At 70.8% G+C, this 16128-nt stretch carries 12 protein-coding genes; 2 read left to right on the top strand and 10 right to left on the bottom strand.

The genetic code is table 11. The features are described from left to right. Positions 1-18: 18 nt before the first annotated feature. The 8 genes from ACWGR4_RS02020 to ACWGR4_RS01985 are packed head-to-tail and all read right to left on the bottom strand — an operon-like array spanning position 19 to position 7950. Positions 19-906, bottom strand: a complete 888-nt coding sequence (locus ACWGR4_RS02020) for an ornithine cyclodeaminase family protein (protein WP_379996798.1) — start codon at positions 904-906, stop codon at positions 19-21. Then, the gene (locus ACWGR4_RS02015; protein WP_452128292.1) at positions 903-2129 is read right to left on the bottom strand and encodes an aminotransferase class I/II-fold pyridoxal phosphate-dependent enzyme; all 1227 of its coding nucleotides are present in this window, start codon (positions 2127-2129) and stop codon (positions 903-905) included. The genes ACWGR4_RS02020 and ACWGR4_RS02015 overlap by 4 nt, the downstream gene beginning before the upstream one ends. Beyond that, positions 2126-3046: an alpha/beta hydrolase gene (locus tag ACWGR4_RS02010; protein ID WP_452128291.1), complete on the bottom strand. Its 921-nt coding sequence runs from the start codon at positions 3044-3046 to the stop codon at positions 2126-2128. Before ACWGR4_RS02010 ends, ACWGR4_RS02015 begins: the two co-directional genes overlap by 4 nt. After that, positions 3043-3945 (bottom strand): hypothetical protein, encoded by a 903-nt coding sequence (locus ACWGR4_RS02005; RefSeq protein ID WP_452128290.1) that lies wholly within the window; start codon positions 3943-3945, stop codon positions 3043-3045. The genes ACWGR4_RS02010 and ACWGR4_RS02005 overlap by 4 nt, the downstream gene beginning before the upstream one ends. Before the next feature lie 45 nt (positions 3946-3990). After that, entirely contained in the window at positions 3991-4839 is an 849-nt protein-coding gene (locus ACWGR4_RS02000; protein ID WP_452128289.1) for an HpcH/HpaI aldolase/citrate lyase family protein, read from the bottom strand. Further along, positions 4836-5789, bottom strand: coding sequence for an isopenicillin N synthase family dioxygenase (locus ACWGR4_RS01995; RefSeq protein ID WP_379996788.1), 954 nt, complete (start codon positions 5787-5789; stop codon positions 4836-4838). The genes ACWGR4_RS02000 and ACWGR4_RS01995 overlap by 4 nt, the downstream gene beginning before the upstream one ends. Next, a complete protein-coding gene (locus tag ACWGR4_RS01990; protein WP_379996786.1) occupies positions 5786-6289 on the bottom strand; it encodes a MaoC family dehydratase in 504 nt (167 codons plus the stop codon). The genes ACWGR4_RS01995 and ACWGR4_RS01990 overlap by 4 nt, the downstream gene beginning before the upstream one ends. Beyond that, complete coding sequence (locus ACWGR4_RS01985) at positions 6286-7950, bottom strand: 2-isopropylmalate synthase (RefSeq protein ID WP_379996784.1); 1665 nt, start codon at positions 7948-7950, stop codon at positions 6286-6288. The genes ACWGR4_RS01990 and ACWGR4_RS01985 overlap by 4 nt, the downstream gene beginning before the upstream one ends. A 325-nt stretch (positions 7951-8275) precedes the next feature. On the opposite strand from ACWGR4_RS01985, the gene ACWGR4_RS01980 reads away from it, so the two are divergent. Further along, complete coding sequence (locus ACWGR4_RS01980) at positions 8276-9700, top strand: MFS transporter (RefSeq protein ID WP_452128288.1); 1425 nt, start codon at positions 8276-8278, stop codon at positions 9698-9700. 67 nt (positions 9701-9767) lie between these two features. Further along, positions 9768-13307, top strand: a complete 3540-nt coding sequence (gene car / locus ACWGR4_RS01975; protein ID WP_452128287.1) for a carboxylic acid reductase — start codon at positions 9768-9770, stop codon at positions 13305-13307. An 18-nt stretch (positions 13308-13325) separates the two neighbouring features. On the opposite strand, the gene ACWGR4_RS01970 is transcribed toward car, so the two are convergent. Together ACWGR4_RS01970 and ACWGR4_RS01965 are read right to left on the bottom strand one after the other, a co-directional pair. Further along, positions 13326-14306: an NADPH:quinone reductase gene (locus ACWGR4_RS01970; RefSeq protein WP_452128286.1), complete on the bottom strand. Its 981-nt coding sequence runs from the start codon at positions 14304-14306 to the stop codon at positions 13326-13328. Between the two features lie 273 nt (positions 14307-14579). Further along, entirely contained in the window at positions 14580-15716 is a 1137-nt protein-coding gene (locus tag ACWGR4_RS01965; protein ID WP_452128327.1) for an IS701 family transposase, read from the bottom strand. Positions 15717-16128 lie beyond the last annotated feature (412 nt).

The following is a 16128-nucleotide window of genomic DNA, read 5'->3' as shown; positions in this document are numbered from 1 at the left end:
GCGATCGGTGATCGGCGATCAGCGGTACGGGCGCGCCAGATGGGCGCAGGTGATCAGGTCGAGTGCGGCGTGGCCGGTGGAGCTGAACACGGTCGGGCGGCCGGCCAGGCCGGGGTGGTCACCGGTTTCCAGGGCCTCCAGGTCCAGCGCCGTACGGTGGATCACGCCGGCTTCGGCGACGGCGGTCTCGATCGATTCGACGACGAGGGTGGCGGAGGCGAGCAGTTCGCGGGAGACCTCACGTGAGGTCGTGGTGTGCGCGCCCATGCAGTTGACGTGCACATGCGTGGGGAGGTCCGCGGCGATCGGCAGCGGGTCCACCGAGGTGGTCGCCGTGGCCACCACGTCGGCCCCCGAGGTGGCCTCCGCCGCCGACGCGCACACCAGGGCCCGGGCCCGCCCGGCGGCCCGGATCCGCGCGCACAGCGCCTCGGCGTGCGCGGGGGTGCGGGAGTGGACCCGTACGAGTGCAATGTCGCGTACGGCACGGACACCGAGGTATTGCTGCCACGCCTGGACGCCGGCGCCGACGATGCCGAGCACGGCCGCGTCGGGAGCGGCGCACCGGTCGGTGACCACGGCGGTCACCGCGGCGCACTTGAGGTTGGTGACGAGCGCGCCGTCCAGGACCGTGAGCAGTGCACCGGTAGAGGTGGCGAAGACCGGGACCACGGAGGTCACGGTCGACCCGGGCCCGTGCGCGATGGTGGCGACCTTGGCGATGTAGAGGCCGAGGTCGGTGGAAACGGCGGGCATGGACAGGTACTTCACGCCTCGCGCGTCCTCGACGGTCTGCCGCAGCGGTACGGTCATCCGCCGTACCGCACCGCTGTGCAGCGCCTCGCGGATCAGCCCGGCCACGGCGGTGACGTCGGTGGTCGCGACGTCGGTGTGCACGCGGGTCATCCCAGCCCCGTCAGGATGTCCGCGAGGTCGTCGGCGAACCGCTCGGTCAGCGCGGTCGGCATGTCCCCGCGCAGCATCATCCGCACGCCGGCCTGGTCGCGCGGCACGATCGGGAAGAACATCGCGGAGCAGTAGTAGCCGCGCCGGTACAGCTCGGTGGACAGCCGGACCGCCCGGTCGTTGTCGCCGACGGTGACGAACTTGATGTGTGATCCGGTGCCCCGGAGGTCGTGTCCGCGCAGGCGTTCGTCGAACAGGGCGATATTGCGGACCAGTTGCCGCTGACGGCGGCGAAGTTCCGGGCTCCGATGCAGGTCCAGGGCGCCCAGGGTGGTGCCGACCGCGGCCGTGCGCAGCCCCTGCGACCAGGCCAGCGGTCCGGACCGGTAGAGGAATTCGAAGACGTCGCGCTCGCCGATCATCGCGATGCCGCCGGTGCTGCCGAACGCCTTGGCGATCGAGGCGACGATCAGGGTCCGGGAGCCGAGGTCGGCGAACACCGGGCGGGCGTACCCCTCGCCGCGATCGCCCAGTGCGGACAGCGCGTGCGAATCATCGAGGTAGACGAACATGCCGTAGCGGTCTTGAAGTTCGCGGATCCCGGCCAGGTCGGCCTGGCCGCCGACCGAGTAGACGCCCTCGCAGACGTAGGCCACACGCGGGTGGCGTTTGCAGACGTCCTCCAGGAACTGCATGTCGTTGTGCGGGCAGGTGAGCACAAGCGTCTCGTCGGCGACGATCGGCTTGAGGAAGTTCATCGAGAAGTGCGCGAACCGGTCGAAGACCACGACCAGGGCTTCACCGTCGGTGAGATGGCCGGAGGCGAGCAGCGGCAGGATCGCCGCGCTGAGCACGCCGCAGGACACCGACGGCAGTACGTGTGCCCCGAAGTGCTCGGCCAGTTCGGCTTCGAGGCGTTCCAGGATGCCGAGCCGGATGCGGAACTCGCCCATGGACAGGCCGGTGATGCGTTCCTCGGCGAGCGCGGCGCGGCCCGCCTCGATCACCGCGGGGTGGCTGTTGAACCCCAGGTAGGAGCACGACGACAGGTTGGCGAACTCGTGCCCGGAGCTCCGCTCGCGCAGCCGGTTCTGGCCGTCGACGGCCTCGACGACCAGGCCGAGCATGCCGTTCTTCTCGGACAACCCCCAGGCGGCCTCCGCCGCGGGCACCATCGTGCGGTTGTTGCGGAAGCGGTGTGGTCCCACGACGTCCTCGCTCACCGGCCCGCCCCGCTTCGGGAGCGAAGCCAGTCGCCGAGCCGGTCGATGGCCTCGCGTGCCTTGGCCAGGCGGGCGTAGTGCAGGTGCCACACGTGCACCATGCCGGGCCACACTTCGAGCACCCCGGTGGATCCGGCCCGGTCGAGCGCGGCGACGAAACGCTCCGCGTCGCTGAGCAGGATCTCCCGGCTGCCGACCTGGACGAGGATCGGCGGCAGTCCGCTCGGGTCGGCGTACAGGGGCGATGCGTACGGAGTCGTGGGCGCGGCACCGGCCAGGTAGGACCGGGTAACCAGGGCCACCACGTCCGCGCTGACCAGGGGGTCCTCGGCGGCCAGGGTGCGGTAGGTCTCGCCCGAGGCGGTCAGGTCGGTCCACGGCGACACGCACGCCGCCGCGGCGGGCAGCGGCAGGCCCAGGTCGCGGGCCTTGAGCAGGGTCGTCAGGGTCAGCCCGCCGCCGGCCGAGTCGCCCGCGAACACCACGTCCGAGGGCGCCACGCCGTCGGCGAGGAGTTCGCGATAGGCCGCCACCGCGTCGTCCAGCGCGGCGGGATAGGGGTGTTCGGGGGCACGGCGGTAGTCGACGAAGAACATCCGGCACCGGGTCGCCCGGGCCAGCTCGGCGACCATGCCGCCGTGGCTGCGCAACGATCCGTACACGTAGCCGCCGCCGTGCAGGTAGAGACCGGTGCGGGTGCCCTCCGCGTTCGGCGGGGTGAGCAGGTATCCGCCGGCCCGCACCGTCACCTCGACGTCGGCGGCGATCGGCGTGCCCCAGGTGTCGTAGTGCACCCGGGCCTCGTCGATGTCCTCGGGCCAGTCGCGCTCCGTGAGCGCCGCGAGCAGCGCCTCCAGTTCGCTCGTGTCCCGCTCCGACATGGTGGGCACGCCGGTCGCGGTGCGCTCCGTGGTCATCGCGGGTTCCCGCCGTCGGCGCCGACCGGTTCCACGCCCCGGTGGTAGCGCTCGTGCGCGGCCTCGTCGGGGACCTCAAGACCCGGCGCCGGGACCTCCAGGCGGTAGTGCGCGTACCACTTCGCCAGTTCGTCGGCGTCGGGGAACTGGTACTCCAGGTGCCGGATGGGCCGGCGCGAGGGCTGCTGCGCGTCGACCGGTCGCGGGGCCGAACCGGCGTGCGCCAGTCCGCCGTCCACCTCGTTGAACAGCACGATCATCACCAGATCGGCGTCCAGGTCGACATCCGCCGCGGCGGCGTAGTCGGCGAGGATGCGCTCCGCGTGCTCCTCCTTGACCGCCACGTTGAAGCTGTGCGGCATCAGCTCGATCAGATCCGCGGGCGAGACCTCCGCGTCGCGGAGGTAGGCGCGGGTGTCGCAGATCACCGGCAGACCGCCCACGATGTTGAGGTTGGGTCCGTAGATGTTGGCGATCAACGGGGTCGCGGCGTCGAAGTGCACACACTTGGTGGTCAGGAACTCACGGGCGGTGGTGTGGTCGTCGTTCGGGGTGAAGTGCCGGTTCTTGTTGAATCCGTCCACGTCCATCCCGGCGATCCGGTCGTAGCCGATCGCCACGGGACTGAACGCGGCCACGTCCACCCGCTCACCGAAGGCGCGGAACAACGATTCGAGGTAGTCGCGAGCGACCGCGGCGTGGTGCTCGTCGTGGACGTCCAGACCGTGGGCGGCCAGGGTTCGCGCGACGCCGCGGCAGACCGCGACACCGTGGCCCTCGGCCACCAACTTCACGAGCTCGTCGACGAGTTCGTCGCCGACCGCGTGCAACCGGCCGTCCACGTACTCCGTACGGTAGGCCGACACGTCGACGATCGTGTCCTGCGGCAGGATCTTCACTGGGATCTCCCGATTCACGAGTGCGGGTTACGAGGCGGCGTCGGGTTACGACGTGGCGTCGGCGTCGGCCGTGTGCAGGGCGAGCATGCGGCGGGCGCGCAGCACGAACGGCGGGGCGAGCACGCGGTCCTTCTCGACCGCGAAGCCGTAGGGCGTGCTGTCGTAGTCCGCCACCACGCGCCGGTATTCGGCGAGTTCGTCGGCGCCGACCGCGAAGGTCGCGGCGATCACGTCCACCTGGCGGGGGTGGATCGCCGCCTTGCCGGTGAATCCGATGCTTCGGGCGGCCCGGCACTGGGCCTCGACCAGGTCCAGGTCGTGCAGTTCGAAGGAGTTGGTGTCGATGGCGGGCACCCGGTACCGGGACGCCGCGGCACACAACCGGGCCCGGGCGTGGTCGAGGTAGACCTCGCTCGGGGCGTACAACTCGGCGGTCAGATCGGCCTGTCCGAAGCACAGCCCGTCGCTGACCTCGGCGATCTCCAGGGCGTTCTCCACCGCGTCGACGGTCTCGATGAAACTGCACACACTGGGCGGGCGCGAGGTGTGCGAGAGCAGCGAGCGATACACCGCCACGTCGCCCGCCCCGGCGATCTTCGGGATGAAGACCACGTCGACCGGGACGCCGCCGATCATCGCGTCGGCGTCGAGCAGGAACCGCATGTCCGCCAGGCCGTCGTACGTGGCGATGGTGTTCACCCGCAGTCCGAGGGCGGGCAGTTCGGCCCGGGTCAGGTCGGCGCCGGCCAGGGCCTCGCGCGCCTCGACCTTGCGGGCCGGGTGGATGGAGTCCTCCAGGTCCAACACCAGCATGTCCGCGCGCATCCGGCCGGGTTCGGCCACCGACGCCACGCGCAGTGCGGGGGTGTAGAGCAGGCTCGCGTGCGCTCTCATCGCGCGCTCTCCCTTCCGAACAGCAGATTCATCTTCCGCAGCGAGAACTCCTCGTAGCGGATCGGTTCGTACCGGGCGGGCCGGTCCTTGACGAACGCGGGGAAGCAGTCGATGACGGTGTCGTCGTTGGCCAGCTTGAAGAACGCGATCGACTGCCTGCGGCGTACGTCCAGCCGGACCCGGTGCGGCGTGGAGACGTACTCGTCGTTGGACCAACGGGCCATCAGGTCACCGATGTTGACGATGAACGTGTCCTGCTCGCGCACGTCCACGTCCAGCCACTCGCCTGCGCGGTCGCGGATCTGCAGGCCCGGGCCGTCCTGGGTGAGCAGGGTGATCAGCGTGCCGTCGGTGTGCTGCCCCATGCCCTGGTCATTGACGAACTCCGGGGCGATGCCCGGGTACAGGTGCGAGCGGAGCGAGTCGTTCGAGGTGTCGGTGCGGATCGCGAAGAAGTCGCGGGGCAGGTCCAGGGCCAGCGCGAGGAGTTCGGCGATCCGGTCGGACACACTCTCGCAGGCCGCGAAGTACCGCTTCAGCGCGCCGCGCAGCGCCGTGCCGTCCGGGTCGGTGGGGAACGGCAGTTCCTCGTCGTCGTCCAGGATCAGTCGGCCGACGCTGAACTTCTCCACGTAGTCCGACGGCATGCCGGCCCGGCCCGTGTAGGCGTAGGCGTTCTCGGACAACAGCGCGCTGTATCCGTAGGGGCTGTAGTCGTTGTCGCCGCGCACCGTGCTGGTGCGCATCGCGAACTCGTGTTTGGTCTCGAGTGGGAGCCCGAAGAAGCGCAGCGAGGCGGCGTAGGCGTCGGTGAACACGTCGGTGGCGATGCCGTGGCCGCGCACGATGAAGAAACCCGTGCCCTTGCAGGCCCGGGAGATCTCCTCGGCGACGGCGCGTTCGGCATCGGCGTCCGTGCGGGCTGCCGTCAGGTCGACGACCGGGATCATCGGTCTTCCTTCCGTCGGGGGACGAGGATGGTCCGGTCGAAGGCGATCACGGTCACGCCGTCCTGGTTCAGGCCCGTGGTGTGCACGGTGACGATCCCCTCGTCGGGGCGGGTTTTCGACTCGCGTTTGGCGAGGATGCGGGTCCGGGCGTAGAGGGTGTCGCCGACGAACACGGGGGCGGACAACCGCACCTTGTCCCAGCCGAGGTTGGCCACGCCCTTGGCGCTGATCGTGGCCACGGTCATCCCGTTGACGATGCCGAAGGTGACCAGGCTGGAGACCACGATGCGGCCGAAGCCGGTCTGTTCGGCGTATACGGCGTCGATGTGCAGCGGGTGCTGGTTGAGGCAGAGCAGCGAACTCCACACGTTGTCGGTCATGGTGATCGTGCGGCCGGGTCGGTGTTCGACGACCTCGTCGGGGACGAAGTCCTCGTATTCCAGGCCGCCGTCCTCCCGGTAGGTCCCGGGGGCGACGGTGTGGAAGGCGTTCGTCCTCATCGCGATCCTCCTCGTCCGCTCTCGGCGCCGCCGGTGTCGAGGGCCGCTGTCCCGCCCGTGTCGACGACGGCTCCCCCGCCCGCCTCCGCGTCCACGCCGGCGCGGCGCAGCGCGGAGCGGCCCGCGCGCAGGGCCGCGTCCGTGGCCCCGCCGGCGAGGCCGACACCCCAGAACGCGGCGCTCGCCGTGCCGAGTTCCACGAAGCAGACGGTCGAGTCCTTCGCGTCGGCGACCAGCACCCGGGTGAACTCGACGCCGTACGCGGCGGTCAGTTCCTCGATCACCTCGTGCTCGTCGGCCGCGCCCCGGGAGACGGCACTCGGCTCGGCGCAGTAGGTCTCCCGGAACAGCCGCCAGATGTCCTGCGGGTCCAGTTCGCGCCCCGTGGCATCGGTGACGTCCTGCACGACGCCGGCGAAGTCGCGACGCAGTCCGACCGGCAGGTCCAGCCCCCAGCCGGCCTTGAGGACGTAGGCGATACCGCCCTTGCCCGACTGGCTGTTCACCCGGATGATCGCCTCGTAGTCGCGGCCGACGTCCCGGGGGTCGATCGGCAGATACGGGACCTGCCACGGCGCGTTCGTCGGGTCCCCACCGGCCCGCGCGGCCAGTGCCGCCAGGCCCTTGGCGATGGCGTCCTGGTGGGTGCCGGAGAAGGCGGTGTAGACGAGGTCGCCGGCGTACGGGTGTCGCGGGTGCACCGGCAGGCGGTTGCAGTCCTCGACGATCTCGCGGACCGCGTCGATGTCGGAGAGTTCCAGTTCCGGATCCACGCCACGGCCGAAGAGGTTGAGCGCGAGGGTCACCAGGCACACGTTGCCGGTGCGCTCGCCGTTGCCGAACAGCGTGCCCTCGACCCGGTCCGCCCCGGCCATCAGGGCCAGTTCGGCGGAGGCGACGGCGGTACCCCGGTCGTTGTGCGGATGCACGGACAACACGATCGAGTCGCGGCGGTCCAGGTTGCGGTGCATCCACTCGATCTGGTCGGCGAAGACGTTGGGCGAGTGGGTCTCCACGGTGGTCGGGAGGTTGAGCACGAGCGGCCGGTCCGGACACGCGTCCACGACGGCGGCGACCCGGTCGGCGATCTCCAGGGCGAAGTCCGGCTCGGTGACGTTGAACGTCTCGGGCGAGTACTCGAAGCGGATGTCCGCGCCGGTCTCCCGCTCGGCGAGCCGCACCAGGTCCTCCGCGCCGGTGACGGCCATCCGCAACACCTCGGCGCGCGACATGCCGAACACCACGTCGCGCCACAGGCACGCGGTCGCGTGGCACAAATGCACCACCGCACGTTCCGCGCCGCGAATGGCGTCGAAGGTGCGCTCGACGAGTTCGGTTCTGGCCGGGGTGAAAACCGATACGGTGACGTCGTCCGGAATTCCGTTCTTGATCACCAGTTCGCGAACGAAGTCGAAATCGTCGACGCTCGCCGCCGGATATCCGATCTCGATGTCCTTGAAACCGAGCCCGACCAGCAGGTCGAACATGCGCTTCTTCCGGCGCAGGTCCATGGGCTCGGCCAGGGCCTGGTTCCCGTCCCTGAGGTCGACCGAAGCCCACACCGGCGCACGGTCGAGCACCCGGTCCGGCCATGCCCTCGCCCCACCGTCCCGGCCCGTCGGCAACACCGGGTCGTCCCGCGTGTAGCGGTGAAACGGCATCGACGAGGGGCGCTGCGGAAAACCGGGGTTCCGTCTCGGCGCAGAAAATTGTGAGCCCGTTCCACTCACTCCCACGATGAATTCCTCTCGCAGTTGGCGGCGCCCCGAACGTAGCCGGCGGCGGGCCCCGCGGAAATCAGAGGAACCTCTAGAGCGAACCCTGGAATCGGATCAATGGCGCGCATTCGGGCGGGTCCGACAGATTTCCAGGTTGACGTCCCCGGTTTGCCCCCGGATAGGATTTCGGCGCACCGATCGACCCTGCCCGGCACCGCTCGGCGGTCCGCGAGACCGCGTCGGTTCGCACGCCCGCACTCGTCGCCTCATGCGAAACGGCAACCTCATGGCCAACTCGACCGGTTCCGACCACCGCACGCCCGGGACGGCTCACGCACCGCCGCGTCCCGGCCGCGTACTGACGGTGGTCAGCCTGGGCTACGGGATGATGGTCATCGACATCAGCATCGTGAACGTGGCGATCCCGGCGATCCGCACCGACCTGCACGCGAGCCTGGCCACGATGCAACTCGTGGTCGACGCGTACGTGATCGTGCTGGCCAGTCTGGTGCTGGCCGGCGCCGCGGCGGTCGGGCGCTACGGGTCGGTGTCCGTGTTCCGTGTGGGCACGGCGGTGTTCGGGGTGGCCTCGGTGTTGTGCGGACTGGCCCCGAACGGCGCGGTGTTGGTGGCGATGCGGGCGGGCCAGGGACTGGGCGCGGTGTTGCTCGTGCCCGCGTCGCTGGTGATGCTCAGCGATACCTACAAGGAGCCGAACGAACGCGCCAAGGCGGTCGCCGTCTGGGCGATGGTGGCCGGAAGTCCGGTCGCGTTCGGTCCCGTTCTGGGCGGGGCGCTGGTCGGCGCGATCGGCTGGCGGAGCATCTTCCTGGTCAACGCGCCGATCGTGGTGATCACGCTGTGGCTCGCGGCCCGCCACATGCCCGGGCGTGAGAAGGGGCCGGACGCAGCGCCCGCGGCCAGGGAACCCCAGGATCTGCTCGGGCAGTTGCTCGCCATCGTCGTACTGGGCGGCGTCGCGTTGGCGCTGACCGAGGGGCACGAACTGGGTTGGACCCATCCGCTGCCCCTGACGGCGGCCGGCATCGCGCTGGTCGGGCTCGTCGCCTTCGTGCTGTGGCAACGGGCATGTACGTTCCCGATGATTCCGGGCGATCTGTTCCGGGCCCCGGGGTTCCGCGAATTCGTGCTGGTGGGTCTGCTGCTGTTCGTCGGCTACTACGGACTGGTCTTCGCGATCAGCGTGTTCCTCCAGCAGGTGCACGGCTACGGGCCGGTCGCCACCGGACTGTGCTTCCTGCCCTCCGCGTTGCCGATCACCTTCATGCCCCTGGTCGCCGGGCGGGTCAACGCCCGGCTGGGTGCCTTCCGGGTGCTGGCCATCGCGACCGTATCGACCACAATCGGCGGCGTGTTGCTGATCCTCCTCGGCGGCGAGACCCCGATCGGGGTCGGTGTCGGGCTCACCTTCATCGGACTCGGCTTCGGTCTGGCGACCGTGCCGCAGATCACCCTGGTGATGGCGACCGCCCCGGAGCACCGCACGGCGATCGCCAGTGGACTGCTCTCGGCGGCGCGCAGTTCGGGAACCATGATCGGCGTCGCGCTGATCGGAGGTCTCCAGTCCGGCGACACGATCGCCGCGCCCGCCACCGCGGCCGTGGTGGTCTACCTGCTGATGGCGGTGGCCACGGCCGTCGGCGGGCGGCGACTGCCCGCACACACCGGCTAGCCGAAACCGCGTCCTTCCCGCCTCTCGGGCCGCCGATTCATCCGACTCGTCACCCATCGGAGCACTCATGCCTGAGCATCAGACGGATCACGACCTCGCGGCCCGGGTCACCGCGCTTCGGGCGCACGACCCCGAATTCGCCCGCGCGATCCCCTCGTCGAGCGTCGCCGACGCCATCGCCGGGTGCGACGGCAGCCTCGTCGGCACCATCGCCGCCGCGATGCGCGGATACGCGGACCGACCGGCGCTGGCCCGACGCGCCGAACGGCTCGTCCACGATCCCGACACCGGCCGCGCCACGCTGGAATTGCTGCCGGAATTCGAGATGTTCGGCTATGCCGAGGTGTGGCGGCGGGTGGTGGCGCTCGCCGGCGCGTGGGCCGAGAGTGTCGAAGGCGGCCTACGCATGGGTGACTTCGTCGCGGTGGTCGGGTTCACCGGCGTCGACCATGCCACGATCGACCTGGCCTGCATGTACCTGGGCGCGGTCGCGGTCCCACTGCCGACCGGCTCCCCCGCCGTGCGGCTGGCGCCAATCGTCGCGGAGACGGCGCCCCGGATCCTCGCGGCCGATCTGGACGCGATCGACGTGGCGGTCGAAACCGTACTGCGATCCGCGTCCGTCGAGCGCCTGGTGGTCTTCGACCACGATGCCCGCGTGGACGCGCATCGGGAAGCGCTGCGCGCCGCCGCGGACAAGCTGGCCGGGCGCGCCGCGGTGGTCTCGCTCGCCGACGAACTGCGGCGCGGGGAAACGCTGCCCACGGTGCCGGCCCGGGACGACGGCGATCCGGATCGACTGGTCGGCCTGATCTACACGTCCGGCAGCACCGGCACGCCCAAGGGCGCGATCTACACCGCGTCGATGATCACCCGGATGTGGCAGAACGGGCGCGGCGGCATGACCAACGCCGGGGCGAGCCCCGACACCCCGCTGCCGACGATCGTGCTGCACTACATGCCGATGAGCCACGTCAACGGCCGGGCCTGGCTGATCTCCGGACTGTCCTCGGGCGGCATCGGGTTCTTCGCCGCGCGCGGCGACATGTCCACCCTGTTCGACGACATCCGGCTGTCCCGGCCCACCGTGCTGAGTCTGGTGCCGAGGATCTGCGACATGGTGCATCAGCGCTACCTGCTCGAAGTCGACCGCGTCTCGCGCGCCGCGACCGAAACGGGCGCCGACACCGACGCGTCGAGCGCCGAGGCGACCGCGCGCGACCGGATCCGGGACGGCATGCTCGGCGGCCGGATCGTCAGTGCCCTGTGCGGCAGCGCGCCGCTGTCGGCCGCGATGCACACGTTCATGGCCCGGGTGCTCGGCACCCGGATCGTGGACTGCTACGGCTCGACGGAGACCACCCGGGCGGTGGTCGTCGACGGGCGCGTACGGCGGCCACCGGTGCTCGACTACCGACTGGTGGACGTCCCGGAACTGGGCTACTTCGGCACGGACAAGCCCCACCCGCGCGGCGAACTGCGGCTCAAGTCGGTGGGGATGGTACCCGGCTATTTTCGGCAACCCGAGGTCGACGCCCGGGCGTTCGATGCGGACGGCTACTACCGCACGGGGGACGTGTTCGCCGAACTCGCCCCGGATCACCTGGTCTACGTCGACCGCACGAACAACGTGGTCAAGTTGTCCCAGGGCGAGTTCGTGGCGATCTCCCGGCTGGAGGCGCTGTACGCGAGCAGCCCGCACATCGCGCAGATCCACGTCTACGGCAGCCCGGAACAGGCGTTCCTGCTCGCCGTGGTGGTCCCCGCCCACAGCGGCTCGGAACCGGCGGACGACGACACGACCCGGGCGAGGATCCTCGACGCGATGCGCGAACTGGCCCGCGACACGGGGTTGGCGGCGTACGAAATCCCGCACGACGTGATCCTGGAACCCGAGCCGTTCACGGTGGCCAACGGGCTGCTGTCGGGGATCGGCAAGCCGTTGCGCCCCGCCCTCGTCGCCCGCTACGGCGCCCGCCTGGAGCGGTTGTACGCGGACATCGCGGCGGGTCGGGCCGGTCGGTTCGCCGCACTGCGGGCCGCCGGGCCGCACGCGGCGCCCCTGGACGCGGTCCTCGCCGCGGTACAGGTCACCCTCGGGCATCCCGCGTCGGCATTGCGCCCGGACGCCGGATTCGCCGAGCTGGGCGGCGACTCGCTGTCCGCGCACACCTTCGCGACCGTGCTGGAGCAGATCTTCGACGTGGAGGTCCCGGTACAGCTCGTCCTCGGCCCCACCGCGACCCTGGCCCGCATCGCGGACCGTCTCGGCGCGGCCCGGGAATCGCACCCGGTCCGGCCCACCTTCGCCTCGATCCACGGCCGCGACGCCGTCGAGGTGCGCGCGAGCGAGCTGACCCCCGAGCGGTTCATGGACGCGGGACTGCTCCGCCGCCCCGCGAGCCGGCCGTCCGCGGCGCCGGCCGCGAACGTCCTGCTCACCGGCGCGACCGGCTATCTGGGCGCGTTCTTGGCCGTGGAGTGGCTGCGACGGATGGCCGACACCGGCGGCCGGCTGATCTGTCCGACCCGCGCGGACGACGACGCGGCGGCCCGGGAGCGGGTGGTGCGCTGCCTGCGTGCCGCGTCGGCGGATCGGCCCGGCTGGTTCGACGAGGTCGCCGCCCCGCATCTGGAGGTGCCGGCCGCCGACGTGTCCGCGCCGCGCCTCGGCCTGGACGCGTCGACCTGGCGGCGGCTGGCCGCCGAGACGGATCGCATCGTGCACGCCGCGGCCCTGGTCAACCACGTGCTGCCGTACGGCCGGTTGTTCGGCCCGAACGTGGTCGGCACGGCCGAGTTGATCGAACTCGCGCTCACCGGCCCGGCGAAGCCGTTCACGTTCGTGTCCACCATCGCCGCCGCGCTGGAGCCCGACGGATCGGTGCTCGACGAGAGCGTCGACGTACGCACCGCGGCACCGGTGCGCCGGCTGGACGGCTCCGACGCGAACGGATACGCCACCGGCAAGTGGGCCGGCGAGGTGCTGCTGCGCGCCGCCCATGAGCGAACGGGCCTGCCGGTGACGGTATTTCGGCCGGACATGATCCTGGCCCACCGCCGGCTGCCGGGTGTGGTCAACCTGCCCGACCGGTTCACCCGGCTGATCCTCAGCGTGGTGGCGACCGGCATGGCGCCGCTCTCCTTCCACCACCTCGACGCGGACGGGCGACGCCGCCGAGCGCACTACAGCGGTCTGCCCGTCGACTTCACCGCGACGGCGATCGCCGCGCTCGGCGCCGACGCCACGGACGGCTACCGCACCTACCACGCGGTCAACGCCAACGACGACGGCGTCTCCCTGGACCAGATGGTGGACTGGCTGATCACCGCCGGACACCCGATCCGCCGGTTCGCCGACTACGAGCAGTGGCGCATGCGGTTCGAGGCGGCCCTGCGCGGACTGCCCGAGGAGCAGCGCCGGGGTTCACTGCTCCCGCTGCTCCCGGCCTATGCCCGACCGAGCGAACCGCGACCGGCGGGCGCCGTCCCCAACGCCCGCTTCACCGCCGCGCTGGCCGCCGTCGGCGGCGAGCCCGTCCCGTCGATCACGCCGGACTACCTCGCCAAGTGTGTCGCCGACCTGCGCGGCCTCGGTCTCCTGTGAGGTGGGCCGGCGACCGGTTCAGCCGCCGGGCAGGAGTACCACCCGTCTGCCGTGCAACCGGCCCTGCTCCATCCGCCGGTGCACCTCGGCGGCGGCGCTCAGCGGCTGTCGTTCGAGCGTGCGGGCCCGCAGTCGGCCGTTCGCCAGGAGGCGGTTGATGGTGCCCGCCGCCTCGGCGAGTTCGCCGGACGTGGCATGCGAGATGACGAAGCCGGCGATCGAACAGTCCTTCATGTAGAGGCGGCGCACCGGCAACACCGGATCGGTGCCGGTCGCCGCCAGGAGCACGATCCGGCCGCGCGGGGCAAGCAGTTCGACCGCCTCGGTGAGATCGTTGCGGCCGGAGCAGTCCAGGTGCGCGTCGACCCCGTCGGGGCAGGCGGCGGCGATCAGGTCGACGAGTTTCGGGTCCCGGTAGTCGAAGGCCGCGTCGGCGCCGAGGGCCCGGCAGTGGTCGAGGTCCGCTGCGGCGGCTGTGGCGATCACCCGGGCCCCGGCTTCGACGGCCAGCGTCACCACGGCGCTGCCGACGTTCCCGGCCGCGCCGAGTACCAGGACCGTGTCGCCGGCGGTGACCCGGCCGTGGGTGAACAGGGCCAGATACGCGGTGGCGGCGGGATGTACCACCGCGACCGCCGTCGTCGGATCGACGCCCGCCGGGAGGTGGTAGAGCCGGTCGGCGGCCACCACCGCCTGTTCGGCCGCCGCGCCCGGCCGACCGCCGTGGCCGAGGCTGTTGGCCCACACCAGGTCGCCGACGGCGAAGCCCGGCGCGCCCGGCCCGGCCGCGGCCACGGTGCCGACCAGGTCGCGGCTGATCACCAGCGGAAACCCGACGGGCGTGCGGAAGACCCCGGAACGAAGCAGGATGTCGACCGGGTTCACGGTGGTGCCGAGGACGTCCACCAGGACATCGGTCGGTCCCGGTGTGGGCGCCGGGAGGTCGCCGTATCGGATGTTCTCCGCCGGTCCCAGCGAGTCGATGAAGGCTGCGCGCATGTGCTCGAATTCTCCGGTCCGGTCGGGGTGGTTCGGGCTCGCCTGGTGGTCGGGCTCGCGCGATGTGCGGGCTCGCCCGGTGGTATTCGGGGCTCGCCCGGTGTTCCTGCTCGCCTGGTGTCCGCCGGCGCGCCGTTCCATGCCGAGGCGCCGGCTGCGGGACGTGTGCCGTGGTCGCCTGCGCGCCGACGGCGCCGGTGACTTCCGCGAGGCCGCCTCGGGAGCGAACACGTGGAAGCACCGGTGCCGGGGGCACGGCGAATCGGCCGTACGTCAGGCAATGCTCAGCTTGTGCTCGGCAAGTTCGGTGACCGCGTGCGCGACCGACGCGAGGGTGGCATGGCGGTGCCAGCCCGCGAACGATCGTCCGGCGAAGTCCCGGATCCCCACCCGCTCGGCACGCGGCATGCCGAGGCTCTCCACCCGCCGACTGAGCCGGATCAGGCGCAACAACGAGGCGTGGTCGGCGTTGGTCAGATCGGTCAGCCACAGTTGCGCCGGCCACTGTCCGCCGATACCGCCGACACCGAGCAACAGGAAGTCCCCGATTCCGCTGCGGGAACGACGGGTTGCGTCGGGGACGGCCGGCAGTCGGACCCGGACGGTGGCGACGAGTTCGGCGGCCTCGTCGGTGCCCGACGGAATGAGGAACATACGCTTCCGGCCCACCTTGACGAGCCGCGCGATCCGACTTGCCTGGAGGGGTTCGTCGCCCCACCCGGGTAAAGCCGGGTCGGCGGGGAGCAGCCAGGTGTCCTCGGCGATTTTGGATATGTGCGACACGCCCGCCGCACTCAGCTTCGACACGACTCCGATGCCGTCCAGTCGCTCCGCATTCAACACCACCGGACAATCCGGTATTCGGTGCCGCATGGCGGTTTCCAGATATGCCCGGACCATCGAATCCTCCGGCGTGTCGTAGCCCGTCTCGGGCCCGGACGAATCCCGTTCGCCCCGGCCGCGCGACCGCGTCGGGGGCAGGTGCAGCCGCCAGTTGACCGGGCTCGCCGTGGTGGCGGACACCGCCCACACGCCGACCACCTGCTGCGCGGTCACCGCCTGGCCCCGCTCCCAGGAAAAGGTCCTGGCGACCCCTACGGAGTGGGTGCCCGACTTCGGGATGATCATCGGCTGCAACACGCAGGCATGGGGTGAGGTGTGCCGGGCGAGATAACGCCCGAGCGCCTCCCGCATCGGTTCCCAGTCCCAGGTGGAGTCGTTGATGAAGTGATGCAGTCCCTGGTCGTTCACCTGCTTGCCGAGAAAGGCGGCGATATTCCGTACCGACTTCCGCCCGGGAGCGCCGAGCAGCCCACGGAGATACATCACGCCTTTACGTCGTTGATCCGCCCTCGGCAAGGAGGCGAAAACAATCGGGGAAAGCTCGGCGACCAAACGATCGAGGGTCACCTTTCTGGCCGCCTCGGAATCCGCGCCACCGTCGGCGAATTTTGGCAGACACGCATGATTGGGGCTGCCGTTGGCGAGCGCCATTACCACTCCTGTTGTTGAACGAACGGTTCACTTCCGAAAGAAATCGGCAACGAAAAACGGCAACCTGAAAAAGAACGACAAGGCATGGCTGTGACACGCCGCGTGGGAGCGTCGTCGTGGGGGGCGATATCCGGTGCGAAAGGCGAGAGCGAGGGGTGGGGGTGGGGTGGGATTCACGGAATACGGGGCGACGCGGCCGACCGCGATCCCGGCGCACGTGGACCCGCCGGCGCGCGTCGGGGCGCCGGGCACCCGGCCGGCGCGGCGGACTGCACGTCAGGCGGCACGGGATCGTCGGGCGGTACGACCGTCGGTACCGCCGGCGGCG

The organism is Embleya sp. NPDC055664, assembly GCF_053618075.1.
The sequence above is the reverse complement of the archived record's forward strand: the minus strand, read 5'-3'. Positions and strand labels throughout refer to the sequence as shown.